This is a genomic window from Blautia sp. HA9023 (assembly GCF_056504095.1).
On sequence record NZ_JBWLUR010000006.1, the window covers coordinates 566794 to 588898 of the forward strand.

General features: G+C 42.8%; 22 protein-coding genes. 3 read left to right on the forward strand and 19 right to left on the reverse strand.

Annotation, left to right across the window (positions count from 1 at the left end; translation table 11 throughout):
- Positions 1–83: 83 nt before the first annotated feature.
- Complete coding sequence (locus AC04Q6_RS06650) at positions 84–1466, forward strand: NCS2 family permease (protein ID WP_118070863.1); 1383 nt, start codon at positions 84–86, stop codon at positions 1464–1466.
- A gap of 62 nt (positions 1467–1528) precedes the next feature.
- On the opposite strand, the gene AC04Q6_RS06655 is transcribed toward AC04Q6_RS06650, so the two are convergent.
- The 12 genes from AC04Q6_RS06655 to AC04Q6_RS06710 all read right to left on the reverse strand — a co-directional run bounded on the left by AC04Q6_RS06655 (position 1529) and on the right by AC04Q6_RS06710 (position 15419).
- Positions 1529–2383 (reverse strand): YitT family protein, encoded by an 855-nt coding sequence (locus tag AC04Q6_RS06655; RefSeq protein WP_119248310.1) that lies wholly within the window; start codon positions 2381–2383, stop codon positions 1529–1531.
- Positions 2380–2733, reverse strand: coding sequence for an arsenate reductase family protein (locus tag AC04Q6_RS06660; protein ID WP_119248311.1), 354 nt, complete (start codon positions 2731–2733; stop codon positions 2380–2382). The genes AC04Q6_RS06655 and AC04Q6_RS06660 overlap by 4 nt, the downstream gene beginning before the upstream one ends.
- A gap of 149 nt (positions 2734–2882) precedes the next feature.
- Entirely contained in the window at positions 2883–3635 is a 753-nt protein-coding gene (locus tag AC04Q6_RS06665) for a zf-HC2 domain-containing protein (RefSeq protein ID WP_119248312.1), read from the reverse strand.
- On the reverse strand, positions 3619–4116 hold the full coding sequence (locus AC04Q6_RS06670) for an RNA polymerase sigma factor (protein WP_118070856.1): 498 nt from the start codon (positions 4114–4116) through the stop codon (positions 3619–3621). The genes AC04Q6_RS06665 and AC04Q6_RS06670 overlap by 17 nt, the downstream gene beginning before the upstream one ends.
- A 197-nt stretch (positions 4117–4313) precedes the next feature.
- A complete protein-coding gene (locus AC04Q6_RS06675; RefSeq protein ID WP_118070855.1) occupies positions 4314–5984 on the reverse strand; it encodes a sensor domain-containing diguanylate cyclase in 1671 nt (556 codons plus the stop codon).
- A 182-nt stretch (positions 5985–6166) separates the two neighbouring features.
- On the reverse strand, positions 6167–7594 hold the full coding sequence (locus AC04Q6_RS06680) for a glycoside hydrolase family 1 protein (RefSeq protein ID WP_118070854.1): 1428 nt from the start codon (positions 7592–7594) through the stop codon (positions 6167–6169).
- Between the two features lie 70 nt (positions 7595–7664).
- Entirely contained in the window at positions 7665–9551 is a 1887-nt protein-coding gene (locus AC04Q6_RS06685) for a beta-glucoside-specific PTS transporter subunit IIABC (RefSeq protein ID WP_119248313.1), read from the reverse strand.
- A 123-nt stretch (positions 9552–9674) separates the two neighbouring features.
- Positions 9675–10526 carry a BglG family transcription antiterminator LicT gene (gene licT, locus AC04Q6_RS06690; RefSeq protein WP_059086637.1) on the reverse strand — a complete coding sequence of 284 codons (852 nt, stop codon included), beginning with the start codon at positions 10524–10526 and terminating at the stop codon, positions 9675–9677.
- A 290-nt stretch (positions 10527–10816) separates the two neighbouring features.
- Positions 10817–11986: a YkvI family membrane protein gene (locus AC04Q6_RS06695; RefSeq protein ID WP_119248314.1), complete on the reverse strand. Its 1170-nt coding sequence runs from the start codon at positions 11984–11986 to the stop codon at positions 10817–10819.
- Positions 11987–12004: 18 nt separating this feature from the next.
- A complete protein-coding gene (locus tag AC04Q6_RS06700) occupies positions 12005–13423 on the reverse strand; it encodes an FAD-binding oxidoreductase (protein WP_119248315.1) in 1419 nt (472 codons plus the stop codon).
- A 3-nt stretch (positions 13424–13426) separates the two neighbouring features.
- On the reverse strand, positions 13427–14617 hold the full coding sequence (locus AC04Q6_RS06705; RefSeq protein WP_119248316.1) for an electron transfer flavoprotein subunit alpha: 1191 nt from the start codon (positions 14615–14617) through the stop codon (positions 13427–13429).
- Positions 14618–14630: 13 nt separating this feature from the next.
- Positions 14631–15419 carry an electron transfer flavoprotein subunit beta/FixA family protein gene (locus tag AC04Q6_RS06710; RefSeq protein ID WP_021650628.1) on the reverse strand — a complete coding sequence of 263 codons (789 nt, stop codon included), beginning with the start codon at positions 15417–15419 and terminating at the stop codon, positions 14631–14633.
- Positions 15420–15644: 225 nt separating this feature from the next.
- Between AC04Q6_RS06710 and AC04Q6_RS06715 the strand changes: the two genes are divergently transcribed.
- Positions 15645–16187, forward strand: coding sequence for an SMI1/KNR4 family protein (locus AC04Q6_RS06715; protein ID WP_015526348.1), 543 nt, complete (start codon positions 15645–15647; stop codon positions 16185–16187).
- An 829-nt stretch (positions 16188–17016) separates the two neighbouring features.
- On the opposite strand, the gene AC04Q6_RS06720 is transcribed toward AC04Q6_RS06715, so the two are convergent.
- Both AC04Q6_RS06720 and AC04Q6_RS06725 read right to left on the reverse strand, forming a co-directional pair.
- Positions 17017–17622: a helix-turn-helix domain-containing protein gene (locus AC04Q6_RS06720; protein ID WP_227945551.1), complete on the reverse strand. Its 606-nt coding sequence runs from the start codon at positions 17620–17622 to the stop codon at positions 17017–17019.
- A 138-nt stretch (positions 17623–17760) separates the two neighbouring features.
- Positions 17761–18138: an SdpI family protein gene (locus tag AC04Q6_RS06725; protein WP_173738317.1), complete on the reverse strand. Its 378-nt coding sequence runs from the start codon at positions 18136–18138 to the stop codon at positions 17761–17763.
- Positions 18139–18453: 315 nt separating this feature from the next.
- Between AC04Q6_RS06725 and AC04Q6_RS06730 the strand changes: the two genes are divergently transcribed.
- Positions 18454–18705 carry a DUF6061 family protein gene (locus tag AC04Q6_RS06730; RefSeq protein ID WP_118568760.1) on the forward strand — a complete coding sequence of 84 codons (252 nt, stop codon included), beginning with the start codon at positions 18454–18456 and terminating at the stop codon, positions 18703–18705.
- 107 nt (positions 18706–18812) lie between these two features.
- On the opposite strand, the gene AC04Q6_RS06735 is transcribed toward AC04Q6_RS06730, so the two are convergent.
- The 5 genes from AC04Q6_RS06735 to AC04Q6_RS06755 form a co-directional block, all read right to left on the reverse strand.
- The gene (locus AC04Q6_RS06735; RefSeq protein ID WP_118515955.1) at positions 18813–19448 is read right to left on the reverse strand and encodes an HAD family hydrolase; all 636 of its coding nucleotides are present in this window, start codon (positions 19446–19448) and stop codon (positions 18813–18815) included.
- Positions 19438–20040, reverse strand: coding sequence for a sugar O-acetyltransferase (locus AC04Q6_RS06740; protein WP_117674858.1), 603 nt, complete (start codon positions 20038–20040; stop codon positions 19438–19440). The genes AC04Q6_RS06735 and AC04Q6_RS06740 overlap by 11 nt, the downstream gene beginning before the upstream one ends.
- 11 nt (positions 20041–20051) lie before the next feature.
- Complete coding sequence (locus AC04Q6_RS06745; RefSeq protein ID WP_019162948.1) at positions 20052–20651, reverse strand: HDOD domain-containing protein; 600 nt, start codon at positions 20649–20651, stop codon at positions 20052–20054.
- 76 nt (positions 20652–20727) lie between these two features.
- Entirely contained in the window at positions 20728–20967 is a 240-nt protein-coding gene (locus AC04Q6_RS06750) for a hypothetical protein (RefSeq protein WP_241070699.1), read from the reverse strand.
- Positions 20968–21055: 88 nt separating this feature from the next.
- The gene (locus AC04Q6_RS06755; protein WP_016304806.1) at positions 21056–21967 is read right to left on the reverse strand and encodes an AraC family transcriptional regulator; all 912 of its coding nucleotides are present in this window, start codon (positions 21965–21967) and stop codon (positions 21056–21058) included.
- Positions 21968–22105: the final 138 nt, after the last annotated feature.

Consider the following 22105-nt stretch of genomic DNA (forward strand, 5'->3'; position numbering starts at 1 on the left):
GAGCACTAACAATTGCACACAAAATTTATATATGATAAAATGGACATGTTGTCTAAAACATATTTTAAGAAAGGGAAAGGAATATGTTAGAAAAACTTTTCAAGCTGTCCGCAAACAAAACGGACGCCAAAACAGAGGTTCTGGCAGGTATCACCACCTTCATGACAATGGCGTATATCCTGGCAGTTAACCCGAACATCCTGTCTGCGACCGGCATGGATTCCGGAGCTGTATTCACAGCTACCGCACTGGCAGCCTTCCTTGGAACGCTGCTGATGGCGATCTTCGCCAACTACCCGTTCGCACTGGCACCAGGAATGGGACTGAACGCATACTTTGCCTACACTGTTGTTATCGGCATGGGATACAGCTGGCAGTATGCACTGACTGCAGTTTTTGCAGAAGGTATCGTATTTATCATTCTCTCACTTACCAATGTACGTGAAGCGATCTTCAATGCGATCCCTCTGAATCTGAAATCCGCAGTCAGCGTTGGTATCGGTCTTTTCATCGCATTTGTCGGATTACAGAACGCCAACATCGTAATCGGCGGTTCCACACTGCTGCAGCTTTTTTCCGTTGACGGATATAACGCAGCCAAGGGCGTGGAGGCTTCCTTCAACAACGTTGGAATCACAGTTATCCTGGCTCTGATCGGTATCATCGTAACAGGAATCCTTGTTGTTAAGAATGTAAAGGGAAATATCCTCTGGGGTATCCTGATCACATGGGGACTTGGAATTATCTGTCAGTTCGCCGGACTTTATGTTCCGAATCCGGAGATTGGTTTCTACAACCTGCTTCCGGATTTCAGCAACGGACTTTCCATCCCGAGTCTTTCTCCGATCTTTGCAAAACTGCAGTTTGACGGAGTTTTCTCACTGGATTTCCTTGTTATCCTGTTTGCGTTTTTATTTGTAGATCTTTTTGATACTCTTGGAACTCTTGTTGGTGTATCTTCCAAAGCCGGCATGCTAGACGAAGAAGGCAAGCTCCCGAATATCAAGGGCGCTCTTCTTGCAGATGCAGTTGCCACAACTGCCGGTGCTGTTCTTGGTACATCCACAACTACAACTTTCGTAGAAAGTGCTTCCGGTGTATCTGAAGGCGGAAGAACCGGACTTACCGCAGTGACAACCGCTATTTTATTCGGTCTGTCCCTGTTCCTGTCCCCGATCTTCCTGGCAATCCCGTCCTTTGCCACAGCTCCGGCACTGATCATCGTTGGTCTGTACATGCTCAGCAACGTCATCAGCATTGACTTCAGCGACATGTCCGAAGCGATCCCATGTTATGTATGTATCATCGCAATGCCGTTCTTCTACAGCATTTCCGAAGGTATCTCCATGGGAGTTATCACATACGTAGCAATCAACCTGATCACAGGTAAGGCAAAAGAAAAGAAGATCAGCGCTCTGATGTATGTACTTGCAGTGCTGTTTATCCTGAAATATATTTTCCTGTAAAATATGGCAAAAAAATTCCCGGGCGTTTTGTCCCGGGAGTTTTTTTATTTCAGCAAAATATTTTATTTCTTCGGCTGATACCGCATATTCGACACATTATAAACCGTGATAAACGCTTTCGGGTCTTCCTGGTTTATGAATTTCATCAGCTTCTGATATTCACCTTTATCTACGATGGTGATGATCTCATGGCGTTTTTCCATATTGTAGGCACCGATGGCTTCGTAGATCGTTGCACCGCTGTGCAGATCATGAATGATAAACTGGCGCAGTTTCTCTTCTTTCTTTGTGATGATACAGACACGCCGCTTGATGTTATGGTCAAAAATAAAATGATCCAGAACGATCCCGTTAAAATACGTTCCCAGAATACTCAAAACTACTGTCTTTTTATCATAGACAAGTGCTGCGGAAAGTGCCACACACATGCCGGAAAGAGACATGGCTTTTCCCAGCTCCATGTGAAGATATTTGTTCATGATCTTCGCCACGATATCCAGTCCGCCAGAAGAAGCATTCCTGTTAAAAAGAATGCTTAAACCCACGCTGACCACCAGGATATAGCACAGAACATCCAGTTCCTGACTGTCTGTCATGGACCCGAAATTTGGAAAAATGATCTCAAAAAGTCCCAGAAACAGCGGAAGCATCACACTGGTATAAACCGTCTTAACTCCAAACTCTCTTCCACAGGTAAAAAATCCAATAATCAACAACACCACATTCAGAATCATGGTAATCGCCGACAGCTGCAGCGGCACAAAGTTGGAAAGCACGATTCCAAGACCGGAAATACTGCTGACTGATGTATGGCTTGGTACCAGGAAAAAATATACCGCCGCTGCGATGATCGCCACTGCCACGGTCAGGATCACCGTTTCTTTGATAATATCTATATAATTCAGTTTCTTTTTCATGGCATCAGATACTCTTCCCACTCTTTTTCTTTGACACCGACCAGAATTTTATCCTCTGCTACAAGAATCGGACGTTTCACAAGCATTCCGTCTGTTGCAAGAAGTGCAAGCTGTTCCTCTTCGCTCATCTCCGGAAGTTTATCTTTCAGTTTCATCTCTTTATAAATATTTCCGCTGGTATTAAAAAAACGCTTCAGCGGAAGGCCGCTTTTTTCCCACCAGGTTTTCAGTTCCTCCGCTGTTGGATTGTCCGTTTTAATATCACGCAGCGTATATTCTGCGCCACTCTCGTCCAGCCATTTCTGAGCTTTTTTGCAGGTACTGCATTTTGGATAGCATACAAATAACATGTTGTGTCCCCCTGTTCTTCGGCAGTAAATATGGAAATCACTACTGTCTGTTTTTTACTTACAGCATGGAATATGGAATTTTTATGGAACTTTTTCCCAGTGCTGTCTGAGGTTTATTTTAACATAGATGTTGATGTTTTTCTATCCTGTTATTCCGCCCAGATCAGCTTCGATTCCTGCTTCATCTCATCCACAATTTTCTCCGCTGCATCCAGATCCCCTTTTGCTTCCAGCTCTGTTAATTCCAGGCTCTTCTTTTGGGCTTCCTCGCTCATATAATAAACTTCTTTTACCGTCTCCGGGGTGCTGTCATCCTCCGGTGATAGCTCCTCTGTCTTTTTGGAAAAATCCTGAAGCAGCATGTCATCACCTTTCAGTTCCAGAGTTCCTGCATATGGAGCATCAATGGTGTAGACAAACTCTGTTTTTCCATCTTCTGTGTATTGTACTTTCATTCGGTTGATGAGATTATTGGAAGAATACAGGCAGTTGTCTTTTACGTACATTCCGCTGTCTTCCAGAGTCATGTATTTTTCATTGAAATACCAGTGGTTATAACCTGCTGCCGCAACGATGAGTGTCAGGATAACTGCCACGGTTGCTGTCAGAACTCTGCGTACCAGAAGTTTTTTTCGAATTTTTTTCAGTGCGGCAACGCTTCCGGCATTTGCATTACTTTCAGTATTTTCCGTCCTGCCGGCTCCATATCCTGCTGTGGAGGCTGCAGATGATTTTATCCGAGCCTGCTCTTTTCCCTGCTCCTCTTTCATGATCTCCAACATTTTTCTGCATTCCTGACAGGTACCCATATGTTCTTCCACCAGCGCCTTGCTGTCTTCGCTTAAGATCCCATCTATATAAGACGGCATCAGATCCTGTATTACATCACATGTGATCTTCATGTTCCAGCTCCTCTCTGATCTTTACTCTTGCACGATAATAAGTCACCCGCGCCCAGTTTTCACTTTTTCCAAAAAGCATTCCGATCTCACGGAAGTTCAGCTCTCCGAATGTCCGCAGGGAAAAAACTTCTTTATACGGTTCCGAAAGGCCATGCAACACTTTGTGGATCTCCATAGCCTGACTCCGCTGTGCCAGCTTTTCCTCAAAAATTTCTCCGCCATGGCTTTCTGCTGTTTCCGGCTGCTCCTCTCCGGGAAGCTGCTTTTTCTGCTTTTTCAGATGATCGTACAACGTATTCTTTGCAATCTGGCAAAGCCACACCCGCACATCACAGTCACCACGGAACTGATCTGCTTTTTTCAGTGCCTTAAAAAATGTCTCCTGGGTCACTTCCTCAGCCAGTGATCCATCCTGTGAGACAGAACGGATATACCGATATACAATGTCAAAATATGTCCGGTAAAGTTCCTCAATATTCATCGGTTCTTTCTTTTCCTCCCTTCTCACTTATAAGACGCACTGATCTCAAAAACGTTACAGAAAATCTTTCAAAATTTCGTCCGATATTTTTATTCCGGCGTTTCTTTTAGCACAAACGAAATGCCCGGTATAAAAATACCGGGCACAGCATTATCAGAATTTTCTTCTGACCTCCTCTTACACTCTGCTGCATACCTTCACATCGTTCCATGCTTTTCATAATATTTCTTTTTTTCCGCATACATAAGATCATCTGCTCTTCTCAGCATTGTCTCAAGCTCCGAAGAGCTTTCCTCCCAGACAACGCCAACAGAAACACTGATCCTTTTGGCAGCAATGCTGTCACAGATATCCCGGATCTTACTCCGAAAAATCTTCTCATCCATGTCAAAACAGATAAGTACAAATTCATCGCCACCTACCCGGTAAGCATTTTCCGGCAGAATCGCAAGCATAGAACGCGCTGTATTTATGATCAGCCTGTCTCCGGCCTCATGTCCGTAAAGATCATTCACCCGTTTCAGACCATTGATATCAATATATGCTACTCCTGTTTTTATCACTGTTTTTGCCTGCATGCCTTCCAAAACCTGAATATACCTGTTCCTGTTATACAAGGTCGTCAGCATATCACGGTAGCTCATGTACTGCAGACACGCCTTACGCTCCTTGGCTTTCAGGCTGTCCGTTAAAAAGTACTGTATGGATGACAGCAGCGTATGATCCTCATAATGCAGTCTCGGATTATCTACCCCGAGAAATCCTATGATCTTTCCGTCACTGTTTAAAGGAACGGCCAGCAGCCTGGTAATATCCTGCATCTTCAGAGTCTCATAATACGGCTGCCCCTGCTCCTCTTCAATATCCGGAATATAATACAGGCCATTTTTCCGAAAGCTGTCCATCCAGATATCCAGCATTTCCATGGGAACCTCCTGAAGATTATCCTTCTCAGCAGTCACTCCGTTCATGGCATACTCATAGGTATTTGTACAGACATTCCTCTTTTCATCGATCTGAACAATATAACTGCGATCTCCGTCAAAATACCCGCTGATAATACGCAGCAGATTGGAAATCGCCGCATCTTCATCTTCTCCTGATATCAGCTCCGCAATACATTTATTCAGTATCGTTGCGATCTCAAGTCTTTCCTTTATCTTGCCCTCTCTGCTTATCAGCTGATACATTTCCTGATTCAGCTCCGTCATCGTCACGATAAACATAATGATCATGGAAATACCAACAGAAAACTCAATCAGCGACATTCCATACCAGAATGCCTGCACAGCTGCCGCCACTGCCAGAAGTACAATGCATGACAGCATAGAGAACAGGAGCTTCCGGCTGACTTTCTTTCTGTATTGGAGCAGAAGTGTAAGGTCAATGAACATACCTGCTGCCGGAAGAAGGATTGACATAATATATAACGGTGCCCGATGGTAATAATTATCCCCATCTATGTAATAATACCAGTGAGTAAACTGTGAGAGCACCACAAAAGCAGCCTCCACGGCAGCAATAACATATCCGGCTTTTACTCTTTTTAATGTTCTCCGCTCTTTTTTCGAAAACAGATAAACACACACATAAATATGAAAACACACCAGGACTACGTCACTTAAAAGAAATACGAGAAAACTCGAAATACGGACCATCACACTGCCCGGAACTCCGGGATATCCGCTGAAAATATGCCCCAGGGCATCCATCAGCAATAACAGGGAAGCAAAACTCTCCATCAGGACAAGATACCGCCGCTTTTCCCTGTTATAATTACTGCTCAGAAATATACATAATGCTGCTATGGCGCAAAATGCACATCCCCATATAAGTATTGCCACCTGCAGTACTTTTTCATCCGGCATAAAAAACACTCCTCACATTCGTCACTTACAATAAGTATTACACTTTACCGTGTAAAAGTCAACCTTCCCAAAAAAATCCCGGAGTACATTGTCATACTCCAGGATTTTGTCGTCAACCGGATAAAAGCAACCGCATTCGCTACATAATTCTACACCAGATAACTGCTTCGCAGTTGATTCAGTTAAAGCTCTTCCCCGCAGGATTCAATCACTTTTTTGTACCAGTAAAAAGAATCTTTGCGGATTCTGGAAAAGTCTCCGGTCCCGTCATCATTTTTATTTACATAGATAAGCCCATAACGCTTCTTGAATTCTCCAGTGGAGGCACTGACAAGATCTGTACAGCCCCAGCAGGTGTAGCCGATCAGATCTACTCCGTCATGGATTGCTTCCTTCATCTGCTCTATATGGCGGCGCATATATTCAATACGGTAATCATCGTGAATCTTTCCATCCTCTGTCAGCTGATCCACCGCCCCAAGACCATTTTCCACGATCATGATCGGAATCTGATAGCGGTCATAGATCTGGTTCAGAACATAGCGAAGACCAGTTGCATCGATCTGCCAGCCCCAGTCGGAAGCTTTCAGATATGGATTTTTCAGATTGTCACTTCCATTTCCGGCCGTTTTCTCTCCGTCCTTTGTCACGCTGACACAGCTACTGGAATAATAGCTGATAGTGAAAAAGTCCACCGTACCCTTATTGAGGATCTCTTTATCCTCCTGAAGAACCTCCAGCTGGATTCCGTGCTCCTCAAAGTATCTCGCTGCAAATCCCGGATAATATCCTCTTACATGAACATCACCGGCAATGGAATTGTGGATCTGCCCAAACTGCTGTGCATATAAGATATCATCCGGATGGCAGGTATATGGATAACCATTGTGATAAGCAAGCATACAGCCAAGCATAAACTCCGGATCGATCTCATGAGCCATGGAAACTGCAAGTGCACTTGCTACCAGCTGGTGATGCATTGCCTGATAACGGCTCTGCTCACATACATCCTTCGGGTCCAGCATTCCTGCACAGAATACCGCACCAAAGTCCTGCGTCAGCATATTGATCTCATTAAAAGTCAGCCAGTATTTTACCTTACCTTTATATCTCTCAAATAAAACCTTTGCAAATCGAAGATAGAAATCGATCATCTTACGATTTTTCCATCCGCCATACTCCAGAGAAAGATGAAGGGGATTCTCATAATGAGAGATCGTTATCAGCGGCTCAATGTTATATTTTCTCAGTTCGTCGATCACATTGTCGTAGAACTTAAGGCCTTCCTCATTTGGAGTTTCCTCATCCCCATTTGGGAACACTCTGGACCAAGAAATAGAAAAACGATATACCTTAAATCCCATCTCTGCAAAAAGAGCAATATCCTCTTTCCAGTGATGATAAAAATCAGTCGCCTGGTGATTGGGATAAAATTCTTCCGGTAACGGTGCCGGCGGTGTAAGACGACGTTCCTTATCCACACTTCCTCCTGTCAGGATATCTGCAATGGACGGGCCTCTGCCATCCTCATCCCAACCGCCTTCATACTGGTTTGCAGCGGTTGCTCCGCCCCAGAGAAAGTTTTCCGGCATACGGTTATAATTTTTCATATTTTAGTTTTCTCCTTTTTACAAACATCAGGCGGATCTGTTATCTCCGCCTGATGTTTCGTTGTTATTCTTATACAATAGTCAGGAATTTATCTCCTGCATTTACAGCTGCATCTTCTTTTTCCATGCATACTGCTTTGATATAATCAGAAATATTGGTCACAACAACCGGTGTGATCAGATCATATCCTTCTTTCTTAATGGCATCCATATCGAATTCCACAAGAAGCTTTCCTTTTTTTACCTTATCTCCATCAGAAACATGGGATTTAAAATATTTACCATTTAAATTTACAGTATCAAGTCCGATGTGGATCAGAATTTCTGCTCCACTTTCTGTCACAAACATGATTCCATGTTTGCTGTCCATGATATTTGCCACCGTGCCATCTGCCGGTGCATAAACCTTTCCTTCTGATGGAACGATTGCTGCTCCGTCACCTAAAACCTTATCAGCAAAAGTTTTATCCGGAACATCGGAAAGTGCTTTTACAGTTCCTGCTACCGGTGCACAAAGCTCGATCTTCTCTACAAGCGGAGCGTTCTGCTGTGCCGGCTGTTTTTCTGTATCTGTGTTCTGTACTTCATCCTCTGTCTCAGCCTTTACATCCTCAAATCCGAAGATAAGCGTAAGAACAAAAGCAGCTACAAAAGATACCACGATCATAATGATTCCATAAAGCAGATTGCTTAATCCCTTCTCACCGATAAACGCCGGGATCGCCATGATACAATTCTGTGCAATGTAAAGAGAAACCTGAAGAAGTCCTCCTACGATACCACCGATTCCGGCTGCGATGGAAGCTGCTACAACCGGTCTTTTCAGTTTCAGTGTAACACCATACAGAGCAGGCTCTGTGATACCCATAAGAGCGGAAACACCGGCTGCACTTGCCAGCTGTTTCATGTTGCTGTCCTTGGATCTTACAGCTACTGCAAGAGAAGCTCCGGACTGTGCAAGGTTAGAGCATACCTGAGATACAAAGATCAGTGTATCGGTACCACCGGTTGCAATGGCATTCAGTCCGATCGGTGTCAGCGCATGGTGCATACCGGTCATAACGATGAACGGGAAGGTTGCTGCAAGGATACCTACAATAATGAAACCAAGTTTTACGGACAGGAAGTTGATGGCTACCGCAAGTCCGTTACCAATAATTGTTCCGATCGGTCCAACTACGATCAGGGCGATCGGTGCACTGATCAGAATTACCAGTGTCGGGTTCAGGATCAGTTTTACCATTTTCGGTGTGATCTTATCAACCAGAATCTCAATATAATGTGTGATCCATACCATCAGGATAACCGGAATAACGGAATAAGAATAGGTTGCTTTTGTGATCGGCAGGCCAAACATTGTGATGGCTGCATCACCGGCTACCATAGTTACAAAGGTAGGGCTTAAGTAAACACCGGCAATAAACAGCGCCAGTGACTGGTTCACGCGGAAAACCTTGGCAGCATTTGCTGCGATCAGGAACGGCATGAAGTAGAACGTAACATCTCCGATAAAACTGATCACCTGGTAGGTACTGCTTGTTTCTGATACCAGATGAAAAGTTGTCAGCAGAGTAAGTACAACTTTGATCATACCGGCTGCAGTCAGGGCAGGGATCATCGGGGTCATACATCCGGTGATGGCATCGATAACTTTTGAAACAACACTCTTTGAGCTGTCAGAGTTCGCTGCCGGTGCATCATCGGTAGGAACACCTTTGTCCTCCAATGCCTTGTAAACAGCGTTCACTTCATTTCCTGCGATAACCTGGAACTGATCTTCATGCCAGTTAACGCCGGAGATCTCAGAAAGCTTTAAGATCTCTTTCTCGTTGATCTTCGATCTGTCTTTCACATAGAAACGAAGCCTTGTCATGCAGTGGAACAGACGGGTGATATTCTCTTTTCCGCCCAGTGCTGCAATCAGTGTGTCTGCAGTTTTTGCATAGTCCTTTTTCATTTGGGGACCTCCTTTAATAATAAATATTGAAATTTATATTAAAGGTCTTGCCTGAAAAGATACGCACATGGCACGTATTTCAGTAACAATCCATTAACACCTAATTTATAAAACAATCTCTTTTCACAGATTTTTCAGACGTTTATGGTCTTCTGTGATCTTCTGGATATGAATCGTCAGATACAGCATTTCATCCTCAGTCATAGCGTATTTATATTCCTCTTCCATCATAAGATAGATCATTTTTACACAGCCGTAAGCTTCTCTGTACTGCTCCTTGATGATCTTGAAAAGCTCCTGATTCTCATCATAGTGAAGCTCTTTATGAAGGAATCTCTGGGCAAAATATTTCAGATGCGTGAGAAACCGCTGATAATACAGATTATCCTCCTGAAATTCCATATTGTCATAATACTTCTCCACGATGTCCAGGATCTGATGTACGATAATGGAAATCTGATAGCTGTCCGTCTTGCCGCCATCTTCCGCATTCACAAAATGCAATGCAAAAAATCCTGCTTCATCTGCAGAAAGATCTACCTCGAACATCTCATTTACCTTTTTCAGTAATTCCAAGCCGATCTCATATTCCTTATGATAAAGCTGCTTGATATCCAGAAGCAGCATATTCTGAAGGCGGATCCCGTTTTCAAGTCTAGAGATCGCACCCATGATATGGTCGCTAAGGGAAAAATAAATACTGTCATTTAATTTCATCCCCTCTTTTTCCTTCACTTCATTTACAAAAGCTTCCACAAAATCCAAATATTTTTCCGGAATAGCAGTCAGATAACCCTGTATCTCCTTGCTGATCTGGGCATTTTCCGCAGTAAAGATCTTCTCGATCCTGGACTCCTCCACTTGCTGTCCTTTCTTTTTCTGAAAGGCAATTCCGCAGCCCTTTACAATAACTTCATGTCCCTGTCCATCCCTGGACAGTATCAGATTATTATTCAAAATCTTATGGATAACCATATTCCTGTTCCCCCGCTGCCAGACAAATAAAAAAAGACCATTACAGTATATAGAAAACCTATTCCTATACTACTATAAGGTCTTGCCTGACGATAAATAAATATTTCAGTAACAATCCTTCTGATTCGTAACTATTTAATAACTGTACGTAATAATATCAGAAAAAATATATGTTGTCTATCTGGAATATTTAATAAAATATTTATAATATTTTTGTGAACTTTGACAAAATCCCCTGATGATCCTGCCATACGGATCAACGGGGGATTTTCTGTTCAGCTTTTTATTCTTCAGATCTCTTTTCCCTTTGTCGCAATGGCATGTACTACAAACGGTACAAACAATGTAATAAACGCCGCATATCCAAGGTATGCATATCCCTTTTTAACAACTGTCATCAGACCGAACTGTGCGATGGCAAATGCCAGGAATGTAAAGATCGCTGTGAAAACTGCATTTCTTCCAAGGTGTCCCTGCGCTTTTTTTGCCGAGCTGTCCATACGGCGCTCCACTGCATTTACACAGCGGGTCACAATACCGGAAATCATATTTACTGCTGTGGAAATAGCTCCAAGGATGATCAGCAGAGAAATGATCGGTGTCAGGATACCGGCGCCTACACCGTTCTGGACCAGTACCAGCATCGGTACAGATGCAGATGCAAGCTCACCAACATAGGCAATTGCAAGAAGTCCCAGAATGGAAAGTTCCATTGCACAGAAGTTGCATACAAACATCCAGATCGCTGCTTTGTTGATCTGTTTTTCATCAGTTACATCTTCCATGTGCTGGTACATAACGGATACAGAAGCCAGCTGGAAGAAAAAGTAAAGGACTGCTGAATAAAGAGCCGGTCCAAAAGCTCCGCTCTCGGAGGAAAGTACGGTCATTTCTCCGGAGGACATGGTATGGATGGAAGCTGTGATATCGCCCCACTGTGCGATGATGTTCGGAACCAGTACGAGCACCAGGCCGATGATGATCAGCACACTTAAGGTAGATGCACATTTTCTTACAACATTGGTACCAAAAAGAGCGATCACAAAAATAAATACTGCAATGATCACGGTGCAGAGCCAGTATGGGATCCCGAACAGTGTCTGCAGTGTGGAACCGCCGGTTGCAAAGGCTGCTGCTGATGCAGTTCCGATCATGATCAGGTAACAGATCTCATAGAGGTTTGACATAACCGGTTTTGTTTTTCCATAGAGGCTGTCGGAAAAGCTTCTGTAATCGTAGGTTTTATGTTTGTAAGCGTAGCGCATTCCATACCAGAAAAACAGTGCATATAATCCCTGTGTCACTGCCGGCAGGATCAGGCACCAGATACCATAGTTGATAAAGTACTGATAGATCTGCGCTCCTGACGCGAATCCTCCTCCGAACTGTGTGGTAAATGCGACGAACGCAAGTCCCATAGCCAGAGGCATTTTACTTTGTAATGATTTATTCTGACTCATCTCTCTTTCCCCCATTTTTTATTTATTATATTCGATGACTTTTCCCGGATTCAGGATCAGTTTATCATCGAAAGCCAGCTTGATGGCTTTATAAAGAGCGATCATTCTCGGTCCCGCAAATTCTTCCAGAAATTCCAGACGTCCGTTTCCGATGCCATGCTCACCGGAAAGCTGTCCGCCCAGTTCCTTGGACAGTGCATAAAGCTCTACCAGACTTGCGTGAGTGGCTTCCTTCCACTCCTGGTCACTCATTTCCGGTCCACGGAGCATCTCTGTATGGATATTTCCGTCTCCGCAATGTCCGCAGGGCTCTACACGGATGCCATGTGCACTTGCGATCTTTTTGGCTGCTTTTACATACTCTGCGATCCTTGCACGCGGAACAACTACGTCACACTCCTCCTGTGCGATAGAATCTGCTTTCATTCCTTCCAGGATCCCGCCCCGGACACTCCATACGGCTCCGGCACGCTCCGGTGTGCCTGCGATACAGCAGTCCAGGGCTCCGTTTGCCAGGGCTGCTTCCGCTGCTGCCTCTACTGCGCTGTCAAGTTCCTGCTTACTGGAAGCATCATACATAACGATCAGCACTGCTTCTCCTTGTTTTACTGGGAACATTTTGTTCAGATTACGTTCTACGATATCGATCAGTTCTCTTTCCAGAAACTCGATGGCTGTTGGCACAAACGGCAGCTCCAGAACCTTCGGGACCATGTCTGCACATTCCTCAAGACTCCTGAACGGCATTACAAGAGTACAGGTGCAGGTCGGTGCGGGAAGAAGCTTCAGCGTTACCTGAGTCAGGATACATAAGGTTCCCTCTGAGCCGATCACCAGATCTTTTACATCATATCCCGTTGTGTTCTTCACAACGTTGGATGAAAAATTCATGATGGAACCATCCGGCATAACTGCCTCGATACAGCGGACGAAATCCCTGGTCAGTCCATATCGTACCGCCTTCATACCACCGGCATTTGTGATAACATTGCCGCCGATGGAAGCTGTTTTTTCGCCCGGATCCGGCGGATAAAAAAGTCCTCCTGCTGCAGCGGCTGCCTGGATATCGATGAGAAGTGCTCCCGGCTCCGCTGTGATGGTCTGGTTCTTTCTGTCGATCGGAAAGATCTTGTTCATGCGCATCACAGAAAGCATAATTCCACCATATTTACAGGTTGCTCCGCCTGCAAGTCCGGTTCCTGCGCCACGGCATACCACCGGGATATTTTCTTTATATGCGTAAGCCATGATGGCTGAGATCTCTTCTTTATTTAAAACCTCCACATAAAGCTCCGGAGGAAAAACTCCGTACTCCGGCATCTCATCACGATAATATTCTTTTGCGATCTCATCGCCGACCCATACACGATCTGAAGCAGTCACAGAACGGATGTAGTCAAAATCTTCTGAAGTCATTTTTTTATAGGGATATGCCATGACTTAATCCTCCTTCCGATTCTTTATCAGCTCTGTCAGCTCCGGTACAACCTGATACAGATCATCCACGATGCAGTAATCTGCAACATTAAAGATCTGTGCCTCCGAATCATTGTTGATCGCTACGATACAGTCAGATCCTGTCATGCAGGAGGTAAACTGGATAGCACCGGATACGCCGCAAGTGATGATCAGCTTCGGACGGACAGTTCTTCCGGAAAGTCCGATCTGATGTGCAACATCTCCGAATCCGTTTTCTACCATAGGGCGGGTGAAGGCAAGCTGTCCGCCAAGGGCATCTGCCAGTTCCCGGCACATTTCCACATCCTTTTCATTCCGGACACCACGGCCTGCTACTACCAGAACATCCTCTTCCTCAAGGCTCTTTACCTTATCAATGACCCTGGATGACAGAATCTTGATCCTGGAATCTGCCATTTTTTCATTTACCGGACATACGACCACCTGACCATGCGGGTTTTTTATTTTTTCTGCCTTGTCCATAACCTTATAACGGACCGTGGCAAACTGTGGCCGTGATTTGGTGATGCCGATCTGAGCCATGATATTTCCGCCGAAAGCCGGTCTGATCTGGATCATATCGGTGTTGGAACGGATATCCAGAGTTGTGCAGTCTGCAGTCAGTCCCGTATGGAATCTGGTGGAAAGCCTCGGTGCAAGGGAACGCCCCAGCGCAGTAGCTCCGATCAGCACAGAGCTTGGTTTGTTTGCTGCGATACAGTCTGCAACTGCGTCTGTATAACAGTCTGCGCGGAAGCCTTCGAAGCCTTCATGCTCATATACGTACACATTGTCTACGCCATACGGCAGAAGCTTTTCCGCATTTTCCTTTGTTCCTTTTCCTCCGACGATCACACAGTTAACCTGATAACCGACTTTGACCGCCATCTTTCTCGCTTCCCCGATCAGCTCAAAGGTAACCGGATGGATCTCTCCTCTCTCCTGCTCCACATAGATAAGAAAGTTTTTCCATTTATCCTTGTCAAAGGATTTTGCCTTCTGCTCAAACCGGATGGCTTTCTCCGGGCAGTTACGAACGCAAAGCCCACACATACGACAGGCATCGCCTACAACAATTCCATTTCCCTCTATGGTGAGGGCCCCAAAAGGACATTTCTCCACGCATACTCCGCAGAGTACGCATTTGTTTATATCAAATTTTAAAAATTCCATGTTCCGCTTCCCCCTATATGATCTTCTTTCCGGTCAGGAGAGCAACAAGCTTGTCTGCCTTTTCCTTTGCAGTTCCTTCCAGATAAACCTGTTTTTCACTTTCCTCCGGCGCAAACATTTTTTCCACAGAGGTGGGGGAACCGATCAGTCCGTAACGGCTCAGATCCTGATCCGGCATATCTTCAAAGCTTAAGATCCGTACCGGACGGTCTGAAGTTGCCTTCTTTAATAAATAGGATGGCAGACGTGGCACGCAGGTATCCTTGTCAATGGTTAAAAGACATGGATACGGAATCTCGGAAACCTGGGAAACACTGACAAGATCCTGACGGACCTGAATGCTTTTTTCATTGACGTCCATGATCTCAGCTACCCATGCAGCATGTGGGATGGTCAGATGCTCTGCAATGGCCGGTCCAACCTGTGCCGTGTCACCATCTGTGGTCTGTCTTCCGCAGATGATCAGATCTGCACCGCCGATCACCTGGATTCCCTGTGCTAACGCATAAGAGGTTGCCAGAACATCCGCTCCCGCAAATTTTCGGTCTGAAAGGATCACGCCCTCATCAGCACCCATGGTATAAGCATCCCGGATCATCTCTTCCGCCTGAGGCGGTCCCATAGTAAGAACGGTTACAGTTCCGCCTGTTTTTTCCCGGATCGCAAGGGCTGTTTCCAATGCAAACAGATCATATGGATTAGTCCTTGTCTCACCGGACATTCGTTTCATGGCACCGGTTTCCGGATCGATATCAACCTTGGAAGTTGCCGGTACCTGCTTCATACATACAACGATCTTCATTTTCTATCTTCTTTCCTGTATTTTCACTTTTATTTTTTGCTTTAAAACGTTAAACAACTGTATAAGTATAGCATTAACGTGGTATAAAGTCGAGAGGATTTTGGTAAATTCTGCACAAAAAAGCATTGAAAAAACTTTTAAGCATGCTATAATTACTCTCCGTTATCAAATAAAGCAGACATATGAATCTTTACAATATCACATCGATCAAGGAGCATATATGTAATGGAAGACATCCGTGCAATCTACAGAATTTTCAACAATCTAAAATATGAAATGGAAAATAATGGATGGGTCTATCAGTGGCATTTAGGCGATGAACCTATAAAAGTAACTCATAAATTTAACCCTCCTGTAACACCTGAAGAATTTCAGCTGTTTGAAAAATATTTTCCCAATATGAAACTTCCTGCCTCATACAAAGCTTTTTTATCCTGCTCAAATGGCATGGAACTTTTTTGCGGAGAGGAAGGCAGTTCTTTAGTCAGCTGTACCATTTATTCTTTAAAAAGAGCGCTCAAAGAAAAGGAATCTTGGAATAGTACGCCTATTTTATCTGATCCGGAGTTTACATATCATCTTCCTGTTCTTTGCTTACAGGACATCGGCGATATAACCATGGATCTTCAGGCTGTATCAGAAGGCAGAGACGATTACCTATGCTATCCAGCTCCAGATACTGATCGTTTTAATATCCCTTTTAATGAATGGCTGGAAAGATATATCGTATGCCAGGGGCATGAATTCTGGTATTTCTTGAATCCATAAAACAGAAATTTTATGAATATTTTTCGTAAAAATACCCCGGAAACCTTACGGTTCCGGGGTATCTTACGTTTGGACACAATGTACCTTGCGGTACTCAATATATATTAAATTAGGATGTTATACTAATTAAGGATTACTCGATAACTGTAGCAACACGTCCTGATCCTACAGTACGTCCACCCTCGCGATACTTTAATCCCGTTTTACCTCATATTTTTTATGGTTTTCTATCCAAAATACAGTGAAAAACGGCTGATTTGCACCATCTATTTTTATTTGCCTGATTTCTTGGCACCGTTTTGGCACCGGAATCCCTGGTCGAAAAGATTCTTTTCTACAGTTGCCCTACTCTCATCTGTCAACTTCATATTGCGCCGACAGTTTCAGACGGTTATAATCAGAACATGGGTGCTACCATAACGGTAAACGGTTAGTCCTTCTCCAGAGGGTTGCAGAGTGCCAGTGGCACTCGTTTTGCAACGACCGAAGTGAAACGGAGACCTGTGACCTTCTGATTACATAGAAACCTGTAAAGGAATCCAATGGAAAGAAGAACTAAGCCAATGAGTATTGTTGACTTCATAGCAGTAGTGAGCTTCGGCTTAACCTGCTTTAGTATCAGATATACATTAGGCAAAGATAATCATAAACCACAAAAATAACCGCCCTGTCTGCAAACTAAGCGGTTATCTTTGATAGATATTCTAAATAGTAAAACGGACTAACCGTCTATCGGTAGCACTCTTTTTTCTATAAGCATATTATCACGCATCTGTAAGAATGTCAAAAAGTTCTTTTTCCATAGTATGTAATACGAATTTGAAAATACTTATAAGCCGAAAAAATACACCAGTACCAGCTTGATCACAGCAGCTCCACCAAAAGCAACAACTGCAGTTACAACTAATTGCATAGGTTTTGGGAAATTTTCGAACACAAAAACTTTCCTACTCTTGCTCCGCACCTTGCTTAAAGATCCTGTCGTAAATGCTGCCATCATTATGACTGACACAGATACCAAGGTCTCACAATAGCCGGCAAGCTTTCCTAACACATCATTATACATATATGCACCTGTTTCATGCAGAATCCAGTATAGAACCAATGCACAAACTCCCATGACACTTTGGAGCTTCATTTCCTTAAAAATCTTCTCTTTCTCTGTAGTTGCATAATCTGACATTGTTTTAGCAATTTTTCTTTCTTCTTCGTTCATCATCTCGCTTTTCCTTTCTCCACTGATAATCTCAGGAATGCTGATATCATAATAATCTGCAATATCCACAAGAATACTGATATCCGGCATATTGTTTCCGGTTTCCCATCTGGATACGGTCCTTCCAGAGACATTTAATATTTCTGCCAACTGCTCCTGTGTAATGCCTTTTTCTTTGCGAAGTTTTTTTAAAAAATTCCCGATTTTTACTTGGTCCACCTCAACTCCTCCTTTCATCATCAAATATAGAATCTGTTATCTGCAAATAACACGACACAAAGCGAGAAATGTCGTATTTTCACTAATAGACACAGTTGTCTATGCGTTTTTCATTTTTTCAATTATACAAACTAGAATTTATCGTCTTGTTCCATTCTTATCAAAATTCTTTTTTAATGCTATTTCTGTTGGGAGAATAGACCCAATTAAAGGAATAAGTTGAACACCACAGATAATTCCTCCTATACTCCCAACACAATCTTCATTTTTTCCAATCACTAAAAGCATGAATATTACTGTTATCGGCAACATAACCATTCCACAGACATACCAGACTTTACCACAATATTTATGAGCAAATTCCCATGTGTCTTTGTTCTTCATAGACATCGAAGTCCGATATCCAAATACTGAATTTATTTCCTTTGGAGCCTTTTTCGTAAAATATCTTCCAAAACCAATCATCGTAAATGGAAGAAGCAAATCCATAATCAACATAAAAATCCAAAACCCCATTGTAAACCTCCTTTACTACAACTTCCGATTGAGATTTCACCTGTTTTAAGAGATTTAATAACTGTTATATTTTGTTATTAAATTCTCTGTAAACCCTTGAAAACACTGGATTTGTCGCAGGTGAGCTTTCCCTTATTGTTTCCCTTGTGTTATATCGTCCCGCCAGTGTTTACAAACTCTGATAAGGGAAAATACAAGGGCAAGAAAATCATATAAAACAGTATAACACAAAATAAAAGTGACATGGTGAACTGATTGAAATGCTTCTGATTTTTGTAACTGATGATTTATTGATCGATAAGGAGATAAGATACGATGAGAACAATATTTGCAGAATATAATCCACAATGCAACAGTATTGATGTTTATACCAGTGCCGGCTATATGCTTCGCATTGACTGCTGGGAAGCTGAGAAGGACTTAAAAACCACGCCTGGATCAGACTGTGCATTAAATACACTTGCTATTGACGAACCACTGGAATATGCAAGATTATATCTTGATGGAAATATGCAAATGTGGGTAGATGCAGAAGATTCTTTGGAGAGAATTGTAAACCACAAGTAGCCTGTATGCTTTATTTTACATACAGGCTACTTAATCAAAATCACCATAATTGATCAAGCAAGTTTTTTTAATATACCTCGGAGTCATTTTCGTTCGATCTTTCATCGCTAATAAAATTTCTCTGAAGTGATAGCAGATAACAGATTGGCAGGTTTTTCTAAAAAATAATCTGCTTTTATGTGCTTATTATGACTGCCCCATACTGCTAAAGCAAAATCAATTCCCGCATTTTCCGCACATTTACTGTCATATTTGCTATCTCCGATATAAAGTACTTTCCTATGGTCTGTTTTTGATAATTCCACATATTTCAAAATCGGTGCGGCATTGGGTTTATGTTCCTGTGTATCGTCTGCACATATGATTGTTTTGAAATAATGACTGATACCAAACGGACAAAAATCATGTGTAAATTCTTCCCTTGTCTTTGATGTGACAATCCCCATTTCATAATCCAGACTTAGAAGATTTTTCAATAATTCAACGATTCCGTCAAATACTTTAATGTTATTTGTATAGTTACGCATATTTTTATCCCATAATTCTATCGCATAGGAAGTGTCTTTTATCGCAAGTTTTTTCAAAGCATCTGTTCCTGTAATCCCTAACGCAAATCTTAGTTCAGAACATGTTATCTCTCTCCCGGACAATCCCTTTATAGTTTCCTGTAAAGAATGTAATACAGCATATTCCGTATCAATCAGAGTGCCGTCAATGTCAAAAACGATATGCTTATACTTCATGCTGCCACCTTTCCCTGTCTGTATCAAAATAACGTATCACCCTGCATGGATTTCCTACTGCAACACAATTAGGCGGGATAGGGCGGGTAACTACACTTCCAGCCCCTATCACGCTGTTTTTTCCTATAGTGACTCCGGGCAGAAGAATACAGCCGCCGCCAATCCAGACATTACTTTCTATTTCTATCGGACGTGCATAGGTTCTAAAAAATGTTGTCTGACGTTCCCTCCAATCCGGCACAAACCTTTCCTGTGGTAAGACAGGGTGTGAAGATGTATAAATCTGCACATTTGACGCAATCAATACCCTGTCGCCAATTCGGATAGTTTTGTTATCCACAAAGGTACAATTCATATTGACGATCACATCATTTCCCAAAAAAATATTTTTTCCATAGTCGCAATGAAAAGGCGTGTCGATTGCCACATTTTCCCCTATTCCGCCCAACAGCTCCCGAAGAATGGAAGTGCGTTTTTCTGTATCTCTATAATCAGAAAAATAATATTTCCGTGTTAATTCCCTTGTGCGGGCAATCTGCTTTAACGTATCGCTGTCCGCTGTTTCCAAAAAATCACTGGATTCGTAATACACAATATCCCCCCTTAACGAAAACTGTTTTCCATAACGCCCGGAAGCAGGGCATAGATAGAACAGCCAATCTGATCCTCAAACCGTTCTTTAATCTCTAAAATCTTTTTCCATCTGTCTATTGTCGCTGGGTGAACGCCGTATCGCATTGTCACGTCTACAAATCTCTTTTCCAAAAGACAGAACCCCGAAGGCATAGCCAATGCGTCACATAACTGTACAAGACGGTCATAATCATCATATACCGCATTTGCAACAAATTCTTTCATAAACAGGTAATCCTCATCACTGACATCAAACTCTCCGATAGATGTGGCAATATCCTGTATCATAAATGCGTGGGATATACATATTTGTGCGGCTTTTCCCCACCCACGCTCCATACAGTAACGATAGCCGTCTATCAGATGCCTTTCCGAACTCACTCCGGCATAACGTCCAATATCGTGTAACAGCCCGAAAATATACGCCTGTTCAGAAGATAAATCTTTACAGTGTGACGCAATGTTTTTACAGGCTTCGGCTACATACCGGGAATGTTCTGCCCATGCTCCCGGATTGGATTCTGCCGCTTCCCTTAATGCCAGTTCTGCGGTCTGAATGTTCAACTCCATTTTTAACTCCTTTCAAAAGGGCGGGGCTGGAAGATAAACTGTCCAGCCCCTTTATGATGAAATATTTACAGATAAATCAGCAATCCCCGGCATAGTACGAAACAATGTTCATATAGTCCGTTGGATTCGGAACTTCTAAAACAAGCCGCAAACAGTTTTTGTTTTGGGAGTATTGCCGCCACAAACTGCCCTGTATCTTTTCTTCCCCATTGATGTTTTGTTTTTTACCATACGGGCAGAGCATATTTACTTTGCCGGAACAGCTATTGACCGTATCTAAAAAATTTTTCATGTTCAGAATGTTCAGTTTTACCACTTTGCACTCACCTCCTGTAAATGACGGATTTACTTTACAGGTATCATTATAATGCAAAAGGAATAGAAAAAATATTTCTTTTCTGCCCTTATCTATCACTATTCTGCCATTTTCTCCGATATTCTGTGGGTGAACAATGTGTGTATTCTCGAAAAACCTTTCCAAAATAACTGCTACTCCCCAAACCGCACTCATGGCTGATAACGGTAACTGCTTCCTGCCCCTTTGCTAGCATCTGACAGGCAGCTTGCAGACGGTAAGCCTTTATATACTCTACGGGTGTCATGTGCAGACAGTCATGGAACACTCTATAACACTCCCTTTCGCTTAGGTATGCTGCTGCCGCAAGTTCCGGGATAGAGATTTTCTCTCTGTAATGTTCGTGAATATATATCATCATCAGCTTTATTTTATCGTTGCTTTTATTATGTTCCCCCTTTTTTTCACGCATAGGACGGGATAGTTCAAAAAGCATGAGCCATATTTCTGTTAGGGTTTCCCGCAGTTTTATTTCATATCCAAATTCATCACTGGATAAACGAAATGAAGCGGCAAGCAGTTTCAAAATCCTTTCTTCTTCTGCATTGCCTGGAAAAAGCGGAATTACCTCAATCTGTGGGGCTGTTATGATAGGCGCAATATATTTTTGTTCAATCCTGCTTCCCTGTTCCCCGGCAAGTAGGGAAACATCGAAAATATGAAGTAGCTGTATATTCTTTTCTTTCTGCGATATTGCTTTTGTCATATGGAGTACATTGGAATTTACTATGCCGCCGCTTCCAGCCGGAAACAACAGTTTTCCTCCCGGCGTATCATATTCAATGCTACCACTTTCCATATAAAAAAGTTCCACTGTCTTGTGCCAGTGCCACGGTACATAATGTCCGATATACTTGTCAAGTTCTGCCCTTGAAGCGATATAGGGAAAATCTTTTTCAAAACCGGGAAGCAGTTCTTCCTTGCTTCCAGTATAAAATTCAATGCTATGGATATTTTTCATGTCTGTTCACCTGCACATCTGCGATTTTGTATCTGCTTTATGGATTAAATATACTAGAATAGCTCGGTAATTGTCAATCAATCAAAACAGATTCATTTGGAAGATTATAAAAAATAGTGTTAAAAATCAAAGAACAGT